Raw genomic sequence first — 18,174 nt, forward strand, 5'->3', positions numbered from 1 at the left:
CCTCGATGCCGGGGGTCGCGGTCAGGACCGCCGCCACACTGCTGGTCACCGTCGGCGACGGCACCAGCTTCCCCACCTCCGCCCACCTGGCCTCCTACGCCGGCCTCGCCCCGGCCACCAAGTCGTCGGGCACCTCGATCCACGGCGAACACGCCCCCAGAGGCGGCAACCGCGTCCTCAAACGCGCCATGTTCCTCTCCGCGTTCGCCGCCCTGCACGACCCCGCCTCCCGCACCTACTACGACAAATGCCGAGCCAGAGGAAAGACCCATACCCAGGCACTTCTCCGCCTGGCCCGGCAACGCATCAACGTGCTGTTCGCGATGCTCCGCGACGGCACCTTCTACGAACCCCGAACGCCTCGCTTCGCTTGACGAAGGACATAGAGGCACCCCCCCGTCACACCCCGCTCCTTCCGAAAGGAACACGCATGACCGCCGACTCCGCACGCCCGCAGGACGGCTTCACCGCCGGCCGCCGGGGCTTCGTCAAGACGGCACTGGGGGCGGGCGCGGCCGGGGCCGCGCTGGCCGGCGGCGGCTTCGCGCTCGGGCAGGCCGGGGCCGCCCCGGCGCGGGCCGCCGAGGAGGACAGCGGCGGCAGCACCGCCTTCCACGGCACCCACCAGGCGGGCATCACCACCCCGCAGCCCACCGCCGCGAGCTTCGTGTCCCTCAACGTCATCGCCGAGGACCGCAAGGGCCTGACGGACCTGCTGCGCACCCTCACCGAGCGCGCCCGCTTCCTGACCGCCGGCGGCACCCCCGTCGACCTCGGGGTCGGTGCCCCGCCCTCGGACAGCGGCATCCTCGGCCCGAGCGTCCCCGCCGACCGGCTCACCGTCACCGTCGGCGTCGGCGCCTCCCTCTTCGACGACCGCTACGGGCTCGCGCACGCCAGGCCGCGCCGGCTCACCCCCATGCGCACCTTCCCCAACGACAACCTGCAGCCCGCCGAGTGCCACGGCGACATCTCCTTGCAGATCTGTGCGAACCGGCAGGACACCGTCCTGCACGCCCTGCGGGACATAGCCCGGCACACACGCGGCGCCATGCAGGTGAAGTGGCGTATCGACGGTTTCCAGAACCCGCCGCGTCCCACCGGCACCCAGCGCAACCTCCTCGGCTTCAAGGACGGTATCGCCAACCCCGACACGGCGTCCGCCCGCGAGATGAACCGCCTGGTGTGGATCACCGACGGTCTCGGCGAGCCCGCCTGGACCGTCGGCGGCAGCTACCAGGTCGTCCGGATCATCCGCATGCTCGTCGAGTTCTGGGACCGGGTCTCGCTCACCGAGCAGGAGAAGATGTTCGGCCGCCGCAAGGACACCGGCGCGCCCCTGGACGGCGCGAAGGAGACGGACGTCCCCCACTACGCCAAGGACCCCAAGGGCGAGGCCATTCCGCTCACCGCGCACATCCGCAGGGCCAACCCGCGCACCGCGCAGACCGACGACTCCCGCATCCTGCGGCGCGGTTACAACTACGACCGGGGCGTCGACAGCGTCGGCAACCTCGACATGGGGCTCGTCTTCTGCTGCTACCAGCAGGACGTGCAGCGGCAGTTCGAGGCCAACCAGGAGCGGCTGAAGGACGAGCCGCTCGTCGACTACATCTCGCCCACGGGCGGCGGCTACTTCTTCGCCCTGCCCGGGGTCAGGGACGCCAGGGACTGGCTGGGCCGGAGCCTGCTGGAGAGCTGAGCCGGCCGTGACGTCCGTGCGGGGCGGGGCTGTTCACGACAGCCCCGCCCCGCACGGCACTTCAGCCCGTACCGCTCGTACAGCTCATACAGTTCAGCCTTCGGCCCGCTCGCGCGCCGTCCGGGAGACCCGGCCCCGGACCACGTACCAGCCGCCGACCAGCGCCGCCGCGATGAGCGGCAGGCACAGGACCGTGGTGCGGCCGGGTCCGGGGTCGGCGGCCATCAGGCCGAGGACACCGGCGAGGAAGACCAGCGTGACGATCTGGGTGTACGGGGCCCAGGGGAGCCGGTAGCCGGGGCGGACGAGCCGGCCCTGGCGGGCACGGCGCCAGAACAGCAGGGAACAGAGCATGATCATGCCCCAGGTGCCGATGATGCCGATCGCGGCGAAGTTCAGCACGATCTCGAACGCGTCCGCCGGGACGACGAAGTTGAGCCCGACACCCAGCACGCAGAAGAACGCGGTGAGCAGGATGCCGCCGTAGGGCACCTGGCCCTTGTTCATCCGGGCGGTGAACTTCGGCGCCGAGCCCGACATCGCCATCGAACGCAGGATGCGGCCGGTCGAGTAGAGACCGGAGTTGAGGCTGGAGAGCGCCGCCGTGAGGACGACGAGGTTCATCACTCCGGCCGCGCCCGGGACACCGATCTTCGACAGGACGGTGACGAAGGGGCTCTCGCCGCCGGTGTAGGCGTTGTAGGGGAGCAGCAGCGCGAGCAGGACGACCGAGCCGACGTAGAACAGGCCCACCCGCCACATGATCGAGTTGATCGCCTTCGGCATGATCTTCTCGGGGTTACGGGTCTCACCGGCGGCGACGCCGCACAGCTCCACGGAGGCGTAGGCGAAGACGACGCCCTGGATGAGCAGCAGCATCGGCATGAAGCCCGAGGGGAAGAGGCCGCCGTTGTCCGTGATCGTGGACAGGCCCGGGGTGTGCCCGTCGACCGGGTGCTGGGTCGCGAGCAGGAAGATGCCGATGCCCATGAAGACCACGAGCGCCGAGACCTTGACGATGGCGAACCAGAACTCCATCTCGCCGAAGTACTTCACCGAGATGAGGTTCACGGCGAGGACGACCGCGAGGGCGATGAGCGCGAGCACCCACTGCGGAATGTCGCTGAACAGACTCCAGTAATGGGTGTACGTGGCGACGGCCGTGATGTCGGCGATGCCGGTGGTGGCCCAGTTGAGGAAGTACAGCCAGCCGGCGGCGAACGCCCCCTTCTCGCCCATGAATTCACGGGCGTAGGAGACGAAAGCACCGGACGAGGGCCGGTACAGGACCAGTTCGCCCAGCGCGCGCACCACGAAGAAGGCGAAGACGCCGCACACCGCGTAGGCGATGAACAGGGAGGGGCCCGCGTTCGCGAGGCGGCCGCCGGCGCCGAGGAAGAGACCGGTGCCGATCGCCCCGCCGATGGCGATCATGTTGATGTGGCGGGACTTGAGATCCTTGCTGTATCCCGCGTCACCGGCGTCGACATGCGGGGACGCCGGCTGGGCAGGGGCACCGGAGGCAGTTCCGGGCTGGAGATCGGCCGCAGTGAGCGTGCGGTCACTCATAGATGTCTTCGCCTTCTGGGAGGGGGAGCAGGACCAGGGCCGCACGGCGATGACATCGTGGGCCTCGGGAAAGGCGAGGTCCTTGCGTGAATGTTGAAGGCGCACTTTGTCGTCGTCAAGGGTTGAACGGAAATTGATATTCCGGACACTGTGCGGTGACAGGCGCGGGGGAGCCCCTGGAGAGCCGCCTCCTCTTTGCGGACCGCGCGAGGAGAAAAAGAGCGTAATCGTGCTGTTGCGGAGCGCGCTCGGAGTTTTTCGTGTGACGCGTTCGGCACCCTCCGTCACAGCCGTTGCGGCAACGCACGCGTGATCGGCCGCTCAGGGAACCCTCGGCCCCGGTTCGCTCATCCTGGAGGGACGACAGGACAGAACTGACCGAATTGCCCCTGCGGGCAGCAGCAGCCGGAGTTGCGTGATGTCTTACCCGAATCCACCTGCCGGGTACCAGTCCCGAGGGCGCCGGCGCGCGTCCCGCGCCAAGCGATGGTTCGTCGGGGTGGCATCCGTTGTCGCGCTCGGGCTCGTCGCCTGGCCCGTGATGAGCTACTTCCAGATCCCGCCCTTCACGGACAAGGGCGATTCTGTCAGCTACGGCCAGGCGGACAACGCGAACGGCGGGAAGCCCGCCCAGGGCGTGGACTCCAAGACGCTCATGCCCACCGGTCCGCAGGCCGATTTCAAGAACGCCAACACCATGAGTGACGGCACGCACATCAGCGTCGTCACCCTGGACGGAAAGAAGTCCGGGTTCAAGGGCAAGGTGTGGGTCTGGGCGCCCAAGGAGTACACCGACGACCCGAAGTTCGCCAAGAGCGGCTTCCCCGTGCTGATCGCCCTGCCCGGCGGCCCCGGATACAACAGCAACTACTGGATGGGCACGCCCGGCGGCTTCTCCCTCCAGAAGGCGATCTCCAAGTGGTACAGCGAGGGCGTCAGCAAGCCGTTCCTCGTGGCCATGCCCGTCCTCAACCCCGGCCCCGACGACAAGGGAATCTACTGGGACGGCAGTGACATCCCCGGGCAGCAGAAGATGGGCACCTGGCTCACCGAGGACGTGCCCGATCTGATGAAGGCCAACTTCCGCACCATCAAGTCCCGTGACGGCTGGGCCTTCATGGGTTCCTCGACCGGTGGCTTCGCGAGCCTGAAGTCCGTGCTCAAGTACCCGGACAGGTTCAAGGCCGCCATAGCCAACGGCCCCGACATCGTCCCCGACTCCCCGCTGTGGCGCGGCCACCCCAAGGAGATGCAGGAGAACAACCCGGAGGTGCTGGCGAAGGAACTCGCGGCCAAGGGCGGGCCGGAGGTCTACCTGGCCTTCCAGGTCGGCACACGGGAGAACGCGAAGACCATGTCCGACGTCAAGAAGTTCATGGCGACGTACGGCAAGGGGCCCGTCCACACCAAGCTCTGGGAGATAGCGGGCGGCACGCACAACGGCGCCACCTACGGCTCGAACATGGCCGATCCCATGAAGTGGATCTGCGAGCAACTGGAAGGGCCGACGCCCTCGTCCTGACCTTGTCCTCCGCACAGGGGTCCTTCACACAGGGCCGGGGCCCTCACCACGCGGTGAGGGCCCCGGCCTCGTACCTCGTCCGTCAACCCTGCCGCGCGCTCTCCGCGTTCTGCCGGATCACATGGATCCCGAGATTGATGTCGTTCTCGTGCGGCACGGGCGGCAGCTTGTCCCGCAGCAGCTGAACGACCGCCTTCAGATACTTCTCACGGTCCTCACGGGACATGCGCGGTCCGGTCACCCCCGACTGCCAGGGGTCCTCCTTCCAGCGCTCGATGTCGACCTGCTGCTTGATGAACTCCTCGTTGTACTCCCTGGCGCGCTCCACCAACGCGTCCCGGATCGCCTTGTCGTAATGCTTGCGCAGCTTGTCCGGCAGCGCGGCGATCCGCTCCTCGGCCCGCTTCTCGACACCCCGGATCAGGAGCCGGGAATTCTGTTCGCGCTTCGCGCGCTCCTGCGCGTCCGGCGCCTCGGCGATGATCGGCCCGAACCGCCGCTCCACGGCGGCGATCTCCTCTGCGGCATCGTGCAGTACGACGGCCTTCTCGGCCTCCAGCTGCTGCTTCTCCGTCGCGAGCGCCGCCTTGACCAGCTTGTCGAAACCGCCGTTCGCGCGGAAGGCGTCGAAGGACTCCTGCCACGCCTTGTCCCGGTGCTCCCGGAACACCGTCTCGGACGGGATCTGCGCCGCCTTCCACGACTGCTCGAAATAGCGGACCCCGTGCACGGTCAGCCCCAGCGGCCACAGCGGGGAGACCGTCAGCGCGTCACCGCCGAAACACGCGACCGTGTCCTCCACATCGACCGCGCCCTTCTCGGCGCTCGCGCCCGCCTGCGTGCCGCAGCCCACGAACGGCACGATCGCCGTGATGGCCGCGGCCTTGTCCAGACTCGTGGTCTCCTCCGCGAACGCCTCGTACACGCCCTTCGCCCACAGCACCCCGCCGGCGACCAACAGCGCGCCCTTCGCCGTGCTGCCCGCGGCCTTCAGCTTCGCGCGCACCGTCGCCTTCGCCTGCGGCGAGAGTTTGGTGTAACCACGGATACGGGCGTGAATGTCGGAGACGGAAAGCCTGCGGCCGTCGGTGTCGACCACGTTCAGCGCGTACTTGCCGGCGAGCCGGGCGAACGCTTCCTCGATCTGCCGGGCCTCCAGGGCCTCCAGCTCCTTCGCCGACGGCTCGACGACCGGCTTCTCACCCGGCTTCGCCGTCGGCTCCTCGCCGGGCTGCCCGGTCGGACGCTCCTCGCCCGGCGTTCCCGTCTCGCACGCCGACAGCGAGCGCTTCGCCCGGCCGGCAGCGCCACCCGGCGAGCACGGCATGCCCGCCGGGGTGTAACCGGGGTGCTCGGCATTGAAGTTGCCGTTGATCTGGAAGCTCTTGAGCTTCTCCCCGTCGATCGTGAAGTCGTAGCGGGAGATCTCCGCCTTCGACCACGTCCCGATCCGCCCCTGGTCGTCGACCTCGGCGACCTTCTCGTACACCTGGGCCGCGTAGATGTTCTGCGGATCGATCTTCCAGAAGGCCGCCCATTCCTTCTGGCTGAACTTCGTGCGCACCGATGCCTTGTCGGCCACGCCCTCCCGTTGCGCGGCCTCCTCGACATAGACCATGTTGGAGCGCGTCGGCTTGATCATGTAGACGATGCCGCGGCCCACCGCGTACTTGCGTACGGTGCCGTCCGGCCCCTTACGGAGCTCGAAGCCGTAGGTCTGCGGGGCGCCTCCGGTGCCCAGCGCGAACTCCTTGGCGGTCTCCAGGCTTTCCGTGGTGGAGATGTACGGGCTGATGTTGCGGTCGCCGCCCTGCAGATGCCGCTCGATGGAGAAGGTACGGGCCGCCTGTTCGTCCCGGAGCCGGGCGTGCATTCCTTCGCGGAATGCACGCCCGGGGTTCGGCTCGGTGTACAGCTCGGTGCTGGAGCCGTACGTGGGATTGTCGCCGGCGTGCCGCTCGGGCCACAGGCTGACGCCCCGGTAGACGAAATCGGGCAGGGCCCGGGAGGATTCCGCCCCGGCGGCGGGGGCGGCCTCCGCCACCGGGGGCGCGGGTTTCGCCTGTGCGACCGAGAGATCGATCGCCACGAAGGCGGAAGTGAGCAGGAGCACGTGGGCAGTTGCCGTGGTCCATCTGAGGCGCATCGCTGTCCTTTTGTTCCTTGTTCCGGAGGAAGCAGGCAGCCGGGAGCGGGCGACGGCGTGTGCGGAGGCGGCCGGCGCCGAATTCCCGGCGGGTTCCTCAGACTTCACGTCCGGCAATGGCGCCGACAATGACCTTTCGGCCGGAGCGTGTAGTCCCGGGGACCCGGTCGACCCCTCCGGTCGGCGGGGGTTCGTGCGGCTCCGGCCGTGACAGCGCGGGCCCGGTCGAATTCGGACGGAGCGCGGCCTGATATAACCGGAATGATCTATTCCGACACCGACCGTACGCACGTCAGGAACCCATGGCTCTGCGCCTGCACTTCGGCTCCGAGGACCTCGGCCGGGTACGTATCGCCCCCACCCCCGACCCCCTCGCGGAAGCGACGTTCAGCCTTCCCCTGCTGCAGACGCCGGGACTCGGGGCGCCCGCGCTCGACGGCTGGCGGCAGCGGTCGCTGCGCGGTCTGAGCCCGGCCGTGCGCCCGCTGCTCGAACTCGCCCCGCCCGGACTGGGGGAGTACGTGCCCGAGGCGTTCATCAGGACGCGCGGCTCCACCTCCATCGAGCACAGCCTCCAGGCCACCTGGAGCATGCCGGGCCGCACCTGGAGCGTCGACCTGGCGGCGGCCGAGGAGTGGCGGCCGGCCGTGCCCCGCTGGATCGGCGCACTGCACTCCGGCGACCGCGAGGCCGCCCGGCTCGTGGACCGGGCCTTCCGCGCCTACTACGACAGCGCCCTCGCCCCCTACTGGTCCCAGCTCGCCGCCTGCGTCCAGGCCGACCGGGCCCACCGGACGCGCCTGCTCGCCGAGCACGGCGCCGAACACCTCCTGGCCACCCTCCATCCCACCCTGCGCTGGGAGTCGCCCGTCCTGCACGGCCACTGCACGATGGACGTCGACCTGCACCTGGGCGGCCGCGGCCTGCTGCTCACCCCCACCTTCTTCCTCACCGCCCCCGTCTTCCGGCTCGACAACGCCGACCCCGACGCGCCCCTGGAATGCCGCTACCCGGTCGCCCGCGACCTGGCCGCCTACCAGTCGGTCCTCGCGCCCGCGGGCACCGGAGGGGGTCAACTCGCCGCGCTCGAAGCCCTGATGGGCCGCACCCGCGCCCGCGTCCTGGAGGCCGCCGCCCTCGACGGCAGTACGGCCGAGCTCGCCCGCCGCGCGCACGTCTCCCCGGCCTCGGCGAGCGAACACGCCACCGTGCTGCGCGCGGCAGGCCTCCTGACCACCCGGCGCGCGGGCTCCTCCGTCCTGCACTCGCTGACCCCGCTGGGCAGAGCGCTGCTGGAGAACGGCGCCCGCTGAGGCCGCTCATGCGCGGGGGAGGGGGCCCGCGCATGAGCGGCGGTCCGGGTGGCTTTCGCCGGGCGTCAGGCCCGTACGTCCGCGACCTCGACCGGCTCACCGGTGCGCCGGGAACGGTCGCAGGCCTCGGCGACGTACAGGGCCTCCAGTGCCTCGGCCGGGGTGCAGGGGCTCGGCGCCCGGCCCGCCGCGACCTCGACGAACGTGCCGAGTTCGGTGACGTACGCGTCGTGGAAGCGCTCCATGAACGTCGCGTACGGCGTGGACTGCCGCCACGACAGGGCCCGTTCGGCCGTCGGCATGGGCGCGCGGTCGTCCAGGCCGACGAAACGGGCGCCCCGCGATCCGCACACCTCCAGGCGCACGTCGTGGCCCGCGCCGTTGTACCGCGTCGCCGTGACCGTGGCGAGCATGCCGTCGTCGAAGCGCAGCAGCGCCGCGCATGTGTCCACGTCGCCGCCCTCGGTGAAGAACGGCGCGCCCCGGTTGGCGCCCTGCGCGTACACGGAGACGACCTCGCGGCCGGTCAGCCAGCGCATGATGTCGAAGTCGTGGATGGAGCAGTCCCGGAACAGGCCCCCGGAGGTGGGGATGAACGCGGGCGGCGGCGGGCTCGCGTCGCTCGTGCACGCGCGCAGGGTGTGGATCCAGCCCAGTTCGCCCGAGCGGAAGGCCTCGCGGGCCGCGCGGTACCCGGCGTCGAAGCGGCGCTGGAAACCGATCTGCACGGGCACGTCGCCGCCTTCCGCGCGCTCGACGACGGCGAGCGTGCCGGGCACGTCCAGGGCGACGGGCTTCTCGCAGAAGACCGGCACCCGGTGGTCGAGGGCCTGGTGCAGGAGCTCGGCGTGGGCGCTGGTCGCCGCGGCCACGACGACGCCGTCGGGGCCCGCCGCGTACAACTCCGCGATGCTGCCCGCCGCTTCGAGGCCGAGCTTGTCCGCGAGGGCGCGGGCGCGGGCGGCGTCCGCGTCGGCGACGACGATCGCGTCGACGCCGGGTACGTCCTTGAGGGTCTCGGCGTGGAAAGCGCCGATGCGTCCGGTGCCGATCAGGCCGATCTTCATGGTGGTCTCCCTTTCCCGGAGGGGTCGTTCGTCAGGAGGCGGGTCGGCCGGCGGCCGCCGCCCTGCGCAGCTCGTGCTCCAGGTCCTCCAGCGCCATGCCCTTGGTCTCGGGGGCATACCGCTTGCAGAAGACGAAGGACAGCACGCACATCACCGCGAAGATCCAGAAGGTCACGCTCGCGCCGGCCGCGTCCAGCAGCACGGGGAAGACCAGCGCCACCGTGAAGTTGACCAGCCACATCATGAACACGGCGGCCCCCATGGCCAGTCCGCGCACCTTCAGCGGGAACATCTCCGCGAGCAGCAGCCACACCCCGGTGTTCAGTGTGGCCTGCATGAAGGCCATGTACAGCACCATCAGTCCCAGGACGAGCCAGCTGGTCGCCGTGGACCTCGGCAGGTGGAAGGAGGCGCCGAGGGCGACGAGCGAGACCGCCATTCCGGTCAGGCCGCCCATGAGCATCGGACGCCGGCCCAGCCGGTCGATGAGCGACATGCCGACGGCGGTGGCGGCCACGGACACCGCGCCGACCGCGATGCTCGCGGTGATCGCCGCGTTGGTGCCCATCCCGGTGGACTCCAGGATCTTGGGCGCGAAGTAGATGACCGCGTTGACGCCGGTGATCTGCTGCACGACCGCGAGCCCGATGCCGATGAGCAGGATGCGCCGGATCCAGGGCGTGCGCAGCTGCTGCCAGGCCCCGGCCTGCGCGCTCTCCTCCAGGGCGCGCGCGTGGTCGATGCGGGCCAGCTCGTCGGCGACCTGCCCGTCCGGCAGCGTACGGCGCAGCACGGCGGCGGCCTCGTCGTCGCGGCCCTTGCTGATGTACCAGCGCGGTGTGTCGGGCAGGAAGAACATCCCGATGAACAGGGCGACCGCGGGCAGCGCGGCCAGGCCCAGCATCCAGCGCCAGGCCTCCCACTGGGCGAGCACCGCGTTGATGACGTACGCCAGGAGCTGACCGCTGACGATCATCAGGGCGTTGAAGGAGACCAGGCGGCCCCGGATGTGCGGGGGCGCGATCTCCGACAGGTACAGGGGGGTGATGACGGAGGCGCTGCCCACCGCGAGGCCGAGGAGGAAGCGGGCGGCGACCATGATCGGCACGGTGGGGGCGAGCGCGACGGCGAGCGCGCCGCCGATGAAGACGGCGCCCGCCCACAGCAGGGCCGGCTTGCGGCCCAGCCGGTCCGACATCCGTCCGCCGGCCAGCGAGCCGAAGGCGGCGCCGATCAGCAGGGCGCTGGTGATGACGCCCTCGCCGAGCGAGTCGAGGGAGAAGTGCTGCTCCATGAAGGGGAGCGCGCCGGCGATGACGCCGGTGTCGTAGCCGAACAGGGCGCCGCCGATCGCGGCGATCGCGGCTATGGAGACGATGAAGCGCTTGGCGGTGCGCTGGGTCCGGGGGGTGCCCGCGCCGGTCGTGGAGGCGGTCGGGGCGGTCATGCCGGCCTGCTCCGGCGCGGACACGGGCAGGGTTCGGGAGCAACCTTCATGGCGGTGGGGGCCTTTCGGTGCGTGGGGTGGTGTTCCGGGGACTCTCCCCGGGCCCCCGTCGCCGTGTCCGCGGCCCGCGGAACCCTCGGGCGGGGCGGGCCCGGGGTTCCGCCCGGCGGGGGGCACGGTGACGAGGGGCGTGGTGGTGTGCGTACGGCGTCCCGTGCCGGCGGCGGCCGGCGGGGAGGCCGACGGGACCGGGTGTCTGTCCGACGTGGCTGTGCGGCGGGTGTTCAGCTGTACAGGGCGGGCCGTTCGACGAGTTCGACCGCGACGCGGTCACCCGTGAGCTGGGCGCGGACGCCGGCCTCGCACACGGCGGCGGCCGCGTAGCCGTCCCAGCAGCTGGGGCCCTCGACCTCGCCGCGCCGGGTCGCGTCCACCCAGCGCTGGACCTGCCGGTCGTAGGCGTCGGCGAAGCGCTCGACGAAGCCGGGGGTGATCGAACCGCCCCAGTGGCCCTCGGAGTTGACGACCAGGCCGTGGTCGTCGCCGGTACGGGCGGTGCCGCGCTCGCAGACCGCCTCGCAGACGACCTGGTAGCCGAAGCCGCAGTTCTGGAACAGCTCGGTGTCCACGACCTGTCCCGCGCTCGTCTCGAAGAGGAACAGCGAGGGGTCGCCCAGGCCGTCGGGGGCGTTGCCGCTGGGGACCGGGCGCAGCACCCGCACGGCCGTGATCTCCTCGCCGAGCAGCCAGCGGGTGGTGTCGATCTCGTGGACCACGGAGTCGTTGACGAGCATCGCGTCGGTGAAGCCCGGCGGGGTGGCGGGGTTGCGGTGCTTGTTGTGCAGCATCAGCGTGCGCCCGTACGTCCCGGCGTCCAGCAGGGACTTGAGCCTGAGGTATCCGGCGTCGTAGCGGCGCATGAAGCCGACCTGCGTGCGCCGGTGCCCGAGCGCCTGCTCGGCGCGCAGGACGCGCAGGGCGGACGCCGCGTCCGGGGTGAGCGGCTTCTCGCACAGGACGGGCAGGTCGCGTTCGAAGGCGGCGAGGAGGGCGGCCTCGTGGGCCGGGCCGGGGGAGGCGATGAGGACCGCGTCCACGGCGGGGTCGGCCATCGCGGCGGCGAGGTCGGTGTGGGGGGTGCAGCCCTCGATGCCGCGCGCGACCTTCTCCGCGCGCTCCGCGTCGATGTCGACGACCGCGGCGACCCGCGCCCCGCTGATGACCGTGTCGATCCGGCGCACATGGTCCGCGCCCATCCGCCCGGTGCCGATGACGGCGACGCCGAGGGTTCCCTGGTGGTTCATCACGTGAGTCTTCTTGCTTCTGTGGGGAATGGGGTCAGGCGCCGCAGGAGCGCAGGTAGCGGCGTGTGCGCCGGGCGATCGGCAGCGGCCGGTCGGGCGGGCAGGGGTACATGTCCTGCTCGACGATCGCGAAGAGCTCGACGCCCAGGCCCTGGGCGGCCTCCAGCACGGGCGGCAACGAGGGGACGCCCAGCGGCGGTTCGCACATCACGCCCTGCTGGACGGCGGGTCCGAAGGGGGTGCCCTGCTTGACGACGTCGGCGAGGATGCCCGGGTCGACCTGCTTGAGGTGCAGGTAGTTGACGCGCTCGCCGTAGGTGCGCAGCAGCTTGACGCTGTCGCCGCCGCAGTAGGCGTAGTGGCCGGTGTCCAGGCAGAGGTTGACCAGGTCCGAGTCGGTGGCGTCGAGGAAGCGCTCGACGTGCTCCTCGGTGTCGATGTGGGTGTCGGCGTGCGGGTGCACGGCGATCTCCAGCCCGAACTCCTCGCGCACGCGGCGGCTCAGCTTCTCCATGCCGCTGGTGAGGTGCCGCCACTGCTGGCCGGTGAGTTCGCGCGGCTCCAGCTCCTCGGCGGTCTTGTCGTCGCGCCAGAAGGAGGGGATGACGACGAGGTGGCTCGCGTCCATCTGCTGGGCGAGGGTGGCGACTTGGGTGACGTGGTCCCAGGTCTTCTCCCATACGGCGGGGCCGTGGTGGAGGGAGGTGAAGATCGTGCCTGCCGAGACCTTGAGCCCCCGGCGGGCGGTCTCCTCGCGCAGGACGGCGGGGTCGGTGGGGAGGTATCCGTACGGCCCGAGCTCGATCCACTCGTATCCGGCGTCGGCGACCTCGTCGAGGAAGCGCTGCCAGGGGACCTGCTGCTCGTCGTCGGGGAACCACACTCCCCAGGAGTCGGGGGCGGATCCGATACGGATGCGGTCCAGTACGGGCGGGGACACGCTGGATGCGGACATGCTGCGGCTCTCCTCTCGCCGGTCGACGGTGACCGGTGGGGTGTTGGGGCACAGCCTCCCCACCGCTCCCGCAGGTGTCAAGACTTCGTCATGACATACGGACGTAAGGACGTTGTCATCCCCCGGTCGCCCGCCCGTGCTCCCGCGGTCCGCGGCCCCGCCCGCACCCTCGACGTCAGAATGTCAGGACAAACTGTTGACAGGTTCCGATCCCGCCCGTTAGACCTGTGAGCGAAGCCGACACGGCCGAAGCGAAAGGGCAGACATGGCAGGCACGACCGAGCCGTACGACGTCATCACCATGGGCCGGACCGGGGTGGACATCTACCCCCTGCAGACCGGGGTGTCCCTGGCCGACGTCGAGACCTTCGGCAAATTCCTCGGCGGCTCGGCCACCAACGTCGCCGTGGCCGCCGCCCGCCTCGGCCGCCGCACCGCCGTCATCAGCCGCACCGGCCGCGACCCCTTCGGCGACTATGTCCACAAGGCGCTACGGGAGTTCGGCGTCGACGACCGCTGGGTGACCCCCGTCGAGCGGTACCCGACCCCCGTCACCTTCTGCGAGATCTTCCCGCCCGACGACTTCCCCCTCTACTTCTACCGCCGCCCCAAGGCCCCCGACCTCGTCATCCAGCCCGAGGAACTCGACCTCGACGCGATCCGCGCCGCCCGCGTCTTCTGGATCACCGGCACCGGACTGTGCGAGGAACCCAGCCGGAGCGCCACCCTCGCCGCCCTCGAAGCCCGCGCCAAGAGCGGAACCACCGTCTTCGACCTCGACTGGCGGCCCCTGTTCTGGGGCGGCGAGGGCGGCGCCTCCGGCGCGGGCGGCGCCACCGGGGCCACCGCCATGGCCACGGCCCGCCCCTACTACGAGGCCGCGCTCGCCCACACCACCGTCGCCGTCGGCAACCTCGACGAGGCCGAGGTCGCCACCGGACTGCGCGACCCCCACGCCTGCGCCCGCGCCCTGCTCGACATGGGTGTCGAACTCGCCGTCATCAAGCAGGGGCCCAGGGGCGTCCTCGCCGTCCACCGCGACGGCCGCACCGCCGAGGTCCCGCCCACCCCCGTCGAGGTCGTCAACGGCCTCGGCGCGGGCGACGCGTTCGGCGGCGCCCTGTGCCACGGACTGCTCGCCGGCCGCCCGCTGGAGGACGTCATGCGCCACGCCAACGCCGCCGGCGCCCTCGTGGCCGGCCGACTGGCCTGCTCCTCCGCCATGCCGACCGCCGACGAACTCGAAAAGTTCCTCGCAAGCCGCTGACCGCGCGCGCCCGCCCCCCGCGAGCCGCCGCACCCGGGCCGCCTGCCGAACCGTTACGGCCCACGTCCCCAGAAGGTGAGAGACGCCTTGACCATCCGGATCCCCGACATCGTGACGCTGCGGGCCACCCGCCCCGAAGCCGTCGCGGAGGCCGCCGCGCGCCGCACCCGGCGCCCCCTGCTCGGCGACAGCGGCCGGCTCATGATCGTCGCCGCCGACCACCCCGCACGCGGCGCCCTCGCCGTCGGTGACCGCAGACTCGCCATGGCCAACCGCCCCGAACTGCTGGAACGGCTGTGCCTCGCGCTCTCCCGGCCCGGCGTCGACGGCGTCCTCGCCACCGCCGACATCCTGGAGGACCTGCTGCTCCTCGGCGCCCTCGACGGCAAGATCGCCATGGGTTCCCTCAACCGCGGCGGACTGGCCGGCGCCGGCTTCGAGATGGACGACCGCTTCACCGGACACCGCCCCGAGGACCTCGCCCGGCTCGGCTTCGACGCCGGGAAACTCCTGCTGCGCATCGACTACGCCGACCCCGGCTCCCTGACCACCCTGGAGTCCACCGCCCGCGCCATCGACGCCATGGCCGCCCTGCGACTGCCCACCTTCGTCGAGCCGTTCATCTCCCGCCGTATCGACGGCAAGGTCGTCAACGACCTCAGCGCGCAGGCCGTCACCACCTCCGTCGCCATCGCCTCCGGCCTCGGCGGCACCTCCGCCTACACCTGGCTCAAACTCCCCGTCACCGCCGACCCCGACGACATGGCCCGGGTCTGCGAGACCTCCACCCTGCCCACCGTCCTCCTCGGCGGCGAGGTCGGAGCCGACCAGGACGCCGCCTACGAGAAGTGGCGCACCGCGCTGCGCCTGCCCACCGTCCGCGGCCTGATCGTCGGCCGCTCCCTGCTCTACCCCGCCGACGGGGATGTGGCCAAGGCCGTGGACACCGCCGTCGGCCTGCTGTGACCGGCGGGCGGACGATGACTGTCAGTGGTCAGTGGAAGACTTGCCGTCATGGGCGCGGGGACACCGTGCGCGCCATGAGGACCGTGAGCCGAAAGCGTTGCGAGGAGCCGTCATGAGGAGCGAAGCCACCCCCTTCCACCTGCCGTCCGGCACCGCCGCCGACGGCCCGTACGCCCTGGACATCGGCCCGGAGCAGGCCGGCTGGAGCCACTCCTCCCTGCGCGTGGTCGAACTGCCGCCCGGCGGCGCGCACATGATGGACACCGGCGACAGCGAATGGATCGTCCTGCCCCTGTCCGGCGGCTGCGCGGTCACCACCGGCACCGGGGAGACGTTCGAACTCGCCGGGCGCGAGAGCGTCTTCAGCGGCGTCACCGACTTCGCGTACGTACCGCGCGACGACCAGCTGCACCTCACGAGCCGTACGGGCGGCCGCTTCGCCCTCACCGGCGCCCGCTGCGGCAAGCGGCTGCCCGCCCGCTACGGCCCCGCCGCCGACGTCCCCGTCGAACTGCGCGGCACCGGCGCCTGCTCCCGCCAGGTCAACAACTTCGCCGCCGCCGGAAGCTTCGCCTGCGACAAGCTCATCGCCGTCGAAGTCCTCACCCCCGGCGGCAACTGGTCCTCCTACCCGCCGCACAAGCACGACGAGTGCCGGCCCGGCGAGGAGTCCCAACTGGAGGAGATCTACTACTTCGAGATCGCCGCCGCCCACGGCACACCCGGCCTCGGCTACCAGCGCGTGACCCCCTCCGGCCACGGCCGCCGCACCGACGTCCTCGCCGAAGTCCGCAGCGGCGACGCCGTACTGATCCCCGACGGCTGGCACGGCCCCTCCATCGCCGCCCCCGGCCACGACATGTACTACCTCAACGTCATGGCCGGGCCCGGCGGGACCCGCGAGTGGCTCATCTGCGACCACCCCGACCACGCCTGGATCCGCGCCACCTGGCCCGACCAGCCCGTCGACCCCCGACTGCCCCTCTACACCGCGCCCGCAGGAGAAGCCCGATGAGCACCCGACGCCTCACCGTCGCCCAGGCCCTGGTGGAGTTCCTCACCCACCAGTACACCGAGCGGGACGGCCGCAGGCAGCGCCTGATCGGCGCCTGCTGGGGCATCTTCGGCCACGGCAACGTCGCCGGCGTCGGCCAGGCCCTGCTGGAGTCCGAAGGCGCCCTGCCCTACCTCCAGGGCCGCAACGAACAGGCCATGGTGCACGCCGCCGTCGGCCACGCCCGCCAGCACGACCGGCTCTCCGCCCACGCCGTCACCACCTCCATCGGCCCCGGCGCCACCAACCTCGTCACCGGCGCCGCCCTCGCCACGATCAACCGCCTGCCCGTCCTGCTGCTGCCCGGCGACGTCTTCGCCACCCGCCCCGCCGACCCCGTCCTCCAGCAGCTCGAAGTGCCGTACGCGGGCGACGTGTCGGTCAACGACTGCCTGCGCCCCGTCTCCCGCTACTTCGACCGCGTCACCCGGCCCGAGGCCCTGATCCCGGCCGCCCTGCAGGCCATGCGCGTGCTCGCCGACCCCGTCGAGACCGGCGCGGTCACCCTCGCCCTCCCGCAGGACGTCCAGGCCGAGGCCCACGACTGGCCCGAGGAGTTCTTCGCCGACCGCGTCTGGCACATCGACCGCCCCGCCCCCGACCCGCGCGCCCTCGCCGCGGCCGCCGCGGCCGTCCGCGCCGCCCGCCGCCCCCTGATCGTCGCCGGCGGCGGCATCCACCACAGCGCCGCCGAGGACGCCCTGCGCGCCCTCGCCGACGCCACCGGCATCCCCGTCGCCTCCACCCAGGCCGGCAAGGGCTCGCTGCGCCACGACCACCCCGCCGACATCGGCGGCATCGGCCACACCGGCACCGCCGTCGCCGACGAACTCGCCCGCACCGCCGACCTCGTCATCGGCGTCGGCACCCGCTACACCGACTTCACCACCGCCTCCGCGACCCTCTTCGCCCACCCCGGCGTCCGCTTCCTCAACCTCAACATCGCCTCCTTCGACGCCCACAAGCTCGGCGCCCTCTCCCTCGTCGCCGACGCGCGCACCGGCCTGGAGGCCCTGACCCGCGAGCTGGCCGGGCACCGCGTCGAGGAGTCCTACGAGGCCGAGTACCGTACGGGCAAGGCTCGTTGGGAAGAGCTCGTCGACGCCGCCTACGCCGCCCCCGACCCGGCCGCCCGCCCCTCCCAGACCCAGGTGCTCGGCGCCCTCGACGCGGTCGTCGGCGACGACGACGTCGTCATCAACGCCGCCGGCTCCCTCCCCGGCGACCTGCACAAGCTGTGGCGGGCCCGCTCCCGCCGCCAGTACCACCTCGAATACGGCTACTCCTGCATGGGATACGAGATCCCCGCCGCCATCGGCGTCCGCCTCGCCGCCCCCGACCGGCCCGTGTGGGCCCTCGTCGGCGACGGCACCTATCTGATGATGCCCACCGAGCTCGTCACCGCCGTGCAGGAAGGCATCAACATCAACGTGGTCCTCGTGCAGAACCACGGCTACGCCTCCATCGGCGGCCTCTCCCAGCAGGTCGGCGGCGAACGCTTCGGCACCGCCTACCGGTTCCGCCGCGAGGACGGTACGTACACCGGGGACCCGCTGCCGGTCGACCTCGCCGCCAACGCCGCCTCCCTCGGCATGGACGTCCTGCGCGCCGCCACCGTCGCCGAACTGCGCGAGGCCCTCGCCACCGCGCGCGCCTCCGACCGGCCCACCTGCGTCTACGTCGAGACCGACACCGGCGCCGGCGCACCCGCCGCCCCCGGCGCCCAGGCCTGGTGGGACGTGCCCGTCGCCGAGACCGCGACCCGCCCGGCGGCACGCGCCGCCCGCGAGAGCTACGAGCGCGAGGCCGCCGCCCGCCGCCACCACCTGTGACCCGACAGCTCCCCCCGCACCCCGAGCCGC

Annotated in this window: 14 protein-coding genes; 8 read left to right on the forward strand and 6 right to left on the reverse strand. The window is 71.6% G+C overall.

Annotation, left to right across the window (positions count from 1 at the left end):
- A partial coding sequence (locus ACFP1Z_RS11245; RefSeq protein WP_390315918.1) for a transposase occupies positions 1-374 on the forward strand: 374 nt, incomplete at its 5' end.
- 56 nt (positions 375-430) lie between these two features.
- A complete protein-coding gene (gene efeB / locus ACFP1Z_RS11250; protein WP_390315919.1) occupies positions 431-1,702 on the forward strand; it encodes an iron uptake transporter deferrochelatase/peroxidase subunit in 1,272 nt (423 codons plus the stop codon).
- A 93-nt stretch (positions 1,703-1,795) separates the two neighbouring features.
- Here efeB and ACFP1Z_RS11255 read toward each other — a convergent pair whose 3' ends face one another.
- The gene (locus ACFP1Z_RS11255; RefSeq protein ID WP_390315921.1) at positions 1,796-3,271 is read right to left on the reverse strand and encodes an amino acid permease; all 1,476 of its coding nucleotides are present in this window, start codon (positions 3,269-3,271) and stop codon (positions 1,796-1,798) included.
- 541 nt (positions 3,272-3,812) lie between these two features.
- Here ACFP1Z_RS11255 and ACFP1Z_RS11260 point away from each other — a divergent pair.
- The gene (locus ACFP1Z_RS11260) at positions 3,813-4,793 is read left to right on the forward strand and encodes an alpha/beta hydrolase (RefSeq protein ID WP_390316293.1); all 981 of its coding nucleotides are present in this window, start codon (positions 3,813-3,815) and stop codon (positions 4,791-4,793) included.
- Positions 4,794-4,875: 82 nt separating this feature from the next.
- Here the strand turns inward: ACFP1Z_RS11260 and ACFP1Z_RS11265 are convergent, their stop codons facing one another.
- Entirely contained in the window at positions 4,876-6,939 is a 2,064-nt protein-coding gene (locus ACFP1Z_RS11265) for a hypothetical protein (RefSeq protein WP_390315922.1), read from the reverse strand.
- Between the two features lie 302 nt (positions 6,940-7,241).
- Between ACFP1Z_RS11265 and ACFP1Z_RS11270 the strand changes: the two genes are divergently transcribed.
- Positions 7,242-8,252: an ArsR/SmtB family transcription factor gene (locus tag ACFP1Z_RS11270; protein WP_390315923.1), complete on the forward strand. Its 1,011-nt coding sequence runs from the start codon at positions 7,242-7,244 to the stop codon at positions 8,250-8,252.
- Positions 8,253-8,317: 65 nt separating this feature from the next.
- On the opposite strand, the gene ACFP1Z_RS11275 is transcribed toward ACFP1Z_RS11270, so the two are convergent.
- The 4 genes from ACFP1Z_RS11275 to ACFP1Z_RS11290 all read right to left on the reverse strand — a co-directional run bounded on the left by ACFP1Z_RS11275 (position 8,318) and on the right by ACFP1Z_RS11290 (position 13,025).
- Entirely contained in the window at positions 8,318-9,319 is a 1,002-nt protein-coding gene (locus tag ACFP1Z_RS11275) for a Gfo/Idh/MocA family protein (RefSeq protein WP_390315925.1), read from the reverse strand.
- Positions 9,320-9,350: 31 nt separating this feature from the next.
- Positions 9,351-10,766, reverse strand: coding sequence for a sugar porter family MFS transporter (locus ACFP1Z_RS11280; RefSeq protein WP_390315926.1), 1,416 nt, complete (start codon positions 10,764-10,766; stop codon positions 9,351-9,353).
- 284 nt (positions 10,767-11,050) lie between these two features.
- A complete protein-coding gene (locus ACFP1Z_RS11285) occupies positions 11,051-12,070 on the reverse strand; it encodes a Gfo/Idh/MocA family protein (protein WP_390315927.1) in 1,020 nt (339 codons plus the stop codon).
- Positions 12,071-12,104: 34 nt separating this feature from the next.
- On the reverse strand, positions 12,105-13,025 hold the full coding sequence (locus ACFP1Z_RS11290) for a sugar phosphate isomerase/epimerase family protein (protein ID WP_390315928.1): 921 nt from the start codon (positions 13,023-13,025) through the stop codon (positions 12,105-12,107).
- Positions 13,026-13,290: 265 nt separating this feature from the next.
- Between ACFP1Z_RS11290 and iolC the strand changes: the two genes are divergently transcribed.
- The 4 genes from iolC (at position 13,291) to iolD (ending at position 18,144) form a co-directional block, all read left to right on the forward strand.
- Positions 13,291-14,292, forward strand: a complete 1,002-nt coding sequence (gene iolC / locus ACFP1Z_RS11295) for a 5-dehydro-2-deoxygluconokinase (protein ID WP_390315929.1) — start codon at positions 13,291-13,293, stop codon at positions 14,290-14,292.
- Positions 14,293-14,379: 87 nt separating this feature from the next.
- The gene (locus ACFP1Z_RS11300) at positions 14,380-15,258 is read left to right on the forward strand and encodes a Cgl0159 family (beta/alpha)8-fold protein (RefSeq protein ID WP_390315930.1); all 879 of its coding nucleotides are present in this window, start codon (positions 14,380-14,382) and stop codon (positions 15,256-15,258) included.
- A gap of 112 nt (positions 15,259-15,370) precedes the next feature.
- Positions 15,371-16,273: a 5-deoxy-glucuronate isomerase gene (iolB, locus tag ACFP1Z_RS11305; RefSeq protein WP_390315931.1), complete on the forward strand. Its 903-nt coding sequence runs from the start codon at positions 15,371-15,373 to the stop codon at positions 16,271-16,273.
- Positions 16,270-18,144, forward strand: a complete 1,875-nt coding sequence (iolD, locus tag ACFP1Z_RS11310; RefSeq protein ID WP_390315933.1) for a 3D-(3,5/4)-trihydroxycyclohexane-1,2-dione acylhydrolase (decyclizing) — start codon at positions 16,270-16,272, stop codon at positions 18,142-18,144. Before iolB ends, iolD begins: the two co-directional genes overlap by 4 nt.
- The last annotated feature ends 30 nt before the right edge of the window (positions 18,145-18,174 follow it).

It is taken from the genome of Streptomyces gamaensis (assembly GCF_042656465.1).
In the GTDB taxonomy this organism is placed as follows: domain Bacteria; phylum Actinomycetota; class Actinomycetes; order Streptomycetales; family Streptomycetaceae; genus Streptomyces; species Streptomyces gamaensis.

Coding starts and splice junctions, on each gene's coding strand:
- efeB (WP_390315919.1), top strand. CDS start 431: ATGACCGCCGACTCCGCACGCCCGCAGGACGGCTTCACCGCCGGCCGC.
- ACFP1Z_RS11255 (WP_390315921.1), bottom strand. CDS start 3,271: ATGAGTGACCGCACGCTCACTGCGGCCGATCTCCAGCCCGGAACTGCC.
- ACFP1Z_RS11260 (WP_390316293.1), top strand. CDS start 3,813: ATGAGCTACTTCCAGATCCCGCCCTTCACGGACAAGGGCGATTCTGTC.
- ACFP1Z_RS11265 (WP_390315922.1), bottom strand. CDS start 6,939: ATGCGCCTCAGATGGACCACGGCAACTGCCCACGTGCTCCTGCTCACT.
- ACFP1Z_RS11270 (WP_390315923.1), top strand. CDS start 7,242: ATGGCTCTGCGCCTGCACTTCGGCTCCGAGGACCTCGGCCGGGTACGT.
- ACFP1Z_RS11275 (WP_390315925.1), bottom strand. CDS start 9,319: ATGAAGATCGGCCTGATCGGCACCGGACGCATCGGCGCTTTCCACGCC.
- ACFP1Z_RS11280 (WP_390315926.1), bottom strand. CDS start 10,766: ATGACCGCCCCGACCGCCTCCACGACCGGCGCGGGCACCCCCCGGACC.
- ACFP1Z_RS11285 (WP_390315927.1), bottom strand. CDS start 12,070: ATGAACCACCAGGGAACCCTCGGCGTCGCCGTCATCGGCACCGGGCGG.
- ACFP1Z_RS11290 (WP_390315928.1), bottom strand. CDS start 13,025: ATGTCCGCATCCAGCGTGTCCCCGCCCGTACTGGACCGCATCCGTATC.
- iolC (WP_390315929.1), top strand. CDS start 13,291: ATGGCAGGCACGACCGAGCCGTACGACGTCATCACCATGGGCCGGACC.
- iolB (WP_390315931.1), top strand. CDS start 15,371: ATGAGGAGCGAAGCCACCCCCTTCCACCTGCCGTCCGGCACCGCCGCC.
- iolD (WP_390315933.1), top strand. CDS start 16,270: ATGAGCACCCGACGCCTCACCGTCGCCCAGGCCCTGGTGGAGTTCCTC.